Origin of the sequence: Rhizobium sp. 2YAF20 (assembly GCF_052114685.1) — a bacterium.
Taxonomy (GTDB): domain Bacteria; phylum Pseudomonadota; class Alphaproteobacteria; order Rhizobiales; family Rhizobiaceae; genus Rhizobium.
Genome location: NZ_JBFRFF010000105.1, coordinates 1 through 2,212, shown reverse-complemented (window position 1 = coordinate 2,212; position 2,212 = coordinate 1). Strand labels below are relative to the sequence as shown.

Below are 2,212 nucleotides of genomic sequence, written 5' to 3'. Positions count from 1 at the left end.
CCGTACCGCACCGTGTGCATGACGAACTGGTAGAGGTGTATGCCTTCCCATCCCATCGCGACCTGAATGACGCCATGAAACTCGCGTAGCGTCATCGTCGAGAAAACCTGAACCCTACGCCACAGCATCGGGCTCACGTCCTTCAGCCAGATGCGGAATTGCAGGATGAAAATCTCATCCTCCGAGGCTGCCGCCTCTCCGGCGGTTTTCGTCGCTGCCCGTTTTGCCCTTTTCACATCCGCCAGTCCCATCAAAATTCAACGACGACATACGTCGTTCCAGCCCGCCCCACAAATCCTCATGCTCCCCTTTCACGTCGATCCCGGTTACAAGGGCAAGCTGGTCTGTTCCGTTTATAACGCGAGCCCCTCTCCTATCCAGATATGCGAGGGCGACAACCTCTTTAAAATCTGGTTCGCGGCGCTCGACCAGACGTCGGTGGCACCCTACCTATTCAAGGGCGAAGGCAACGCCGATATCGGCAACGAGCTTGTCCGCGGCATGAACCAGGAGATTTTCTCGCTTCAGGCGCTCGCCGTGAAGATGCGTGAACTCGAAGCCAACATGAACCAGAAGCTCGCCGAACAAAAGCCGGTCATCGACAACCTGCCTTCATCTGGCGCGCCGTGCAACTGGCAATTCTGGGTGCACTCATCCTTGCGTTTTTGACGACAGCCTGGCCATCTCTGCATGCGGCCGGCCAGTCACTCTTGGACTATATCCGCGGCAAAATCGGAAGCTGACCGCGGACCCTACTCAAGCGGATGGCGGTTTTGCAGCGATCAAATAATAGGCTTGCGCGTAATCCCGTAGATCCTGGACGAGAGCGTTTGTCCCCAGAGCGAAGATGACGGCCTCCAAGAGCGCAGTCGGTCCCGAGATGAGATCGGCAAAGGGCGGCTGGCTCGAGAGCGTCATCCACAGGCCTGCGGTCAGAGACGCAAGGGTGAGCATGCCGGCGACAAGGCAAAGGACGATCCAGGTCCAGACTTTCGTTGAATGCCACTCACTCCTTAAAGCAAACCATGGTCCGTCGCGCTTGAAATGCTTGCCTGACACCGAATACATTTTGATCATACCGAGCGGATCGGTTGGATGATTGATAAGAGCGTCGATCGTATCGGCCGGCGGTTGCGCACCGTAGAGTGATGGGAAGCGGATTTGACGTTCCGGCGCAGTCAGGCCCGAATAGGATTTGAAATAGCCCGTTTGCGCCTCAATATCGTTTCGCGCGAGGATTTTTCCGGCACGCGCGGCTTTGGCGAGAGCGGCGACCGAGACAAGGATCACGCCGGCGAGCTGCACGGGCTGAAACACCGATCCGGAAATACTGGCCAGCGAAATGATTACTGCGCTCAGAAGCCGTGCCGTCAAATGCCAGATATTGCCAAATAAAAGACCCATGCCGGCCAGGATCGCCAGCGACAGGAACTTATCGAGATTGAACCAGGCGACCAGTCTACCTGCGACGACGCTGCGCTGATCCGTGTTTTCGCTCGACACTGTCATTCTCGCTCCCGTGAGACGCACACCATTAACACACGGTTGAAGTCCATTGCCCCTGTTCGTTAAGGTCAAAGAACGGCCTTTTGAACTTCGACCGATCGGCACTGGCATTGGATGCGGCAGTCAACGGTCACGGGGTCGCCATCGCACCGAGCTACATCATTGAAGCCGATCTGGCGGCAGGTAGGCTGGGATCGATGCACCAACGCCGCTTACAGTGCCACAAGGCCCATTGTTCTCTATCGCTGCACGCTTAGCGGTGACGTCCCGGCACGAGAAATGAATTCGTTGATTGCTTCGGCTGCTAGCGGCCTGCTAATCAAGTAGCCTTGGAGGCGATCGCATCCCGCATTCTGCAGCCATTCCGCCTGCAGCTGCGTTTCAACGCCTTCGGCTGTCACCAGCATCTCCAGATCGTGAGCGAGGTTGATGATGCAACGGACAATTGCCTGGCTTTTCAAATCGTCCGCCAGATCGGTGATGAAATACCTGTCGATTTTGATCGTGTCGAAAGGGAATGTCTTGAGATAGCTCAGCGAAGAGTACTGTGTACCGAAGTCGTCCAGCGAGATCCGAATGCCCAGCACGTTGAGAGTGTTCAGAGTGTCGAGATTATTGACGGTCCGTTCCAGTAGCACGCTTTCTGTGATCTCAAGTTCCAGCCGATCGGGTGGTAATCCTACTAGGTCGAGGGTGTGAGAAACAC

Annotated in this window: 4 protein-coding genes; 1 reads left to right on the top strand and 3 read right to left on the bottom strand. The window is 56.1% G+C overall.

From position 1 onward, the window contains the following. On the bottom strand, positions 1-236 hold a 236-nt coding region (locus AB4Z52_RS35985; RefSeq protein ID WP_442222577.1), incomplete at its 3' end, for an IS1096 element passenger TnpR family protein. Positions 237-300: 64 nt separating this feature from the next. On the opposite strand from AB4Z52_RS35985, the gene AB4Z52_RS35980 reads away from it, so the two are divergent. Then, the gene (locus AB4Z52_RS35980) at positions 301-669 is read left to right on the top strand and encodes a hypothetical protein (protein ID WP_442222576.1); all 369 of its coding nucleotides are present in this window, start codon (positions 301-303) and stop codon (positions 667-669) included. 87 nt (positions 670-756) lie between these two features. On the opposite strand, the gene AB4Z52_RS35975 is transcribed toward AB4Z52_RS35980, so the two are convergent. Beyond that, positions 757-1,509 carry a hypothetical protein gene (locus AB4Z52_RS35975; protein WP_442222575.1) on the bottom strand — a complete coding sequence of 251 codons (753 nt, stop codon included), beginning with the start codon at positions 1,507-1,509 and terminating at the stop codon, positions 757-759. Positions 1,510-1,745: 236 nt separating this feature from the next. Then, the coding region (locus AB4Z52_RS35970; protein WP_442222574.1) for an EAL domain-containing protein at positions 1,746-2,212 on the bottom strand (467 nt) is incomplete at its 5' end.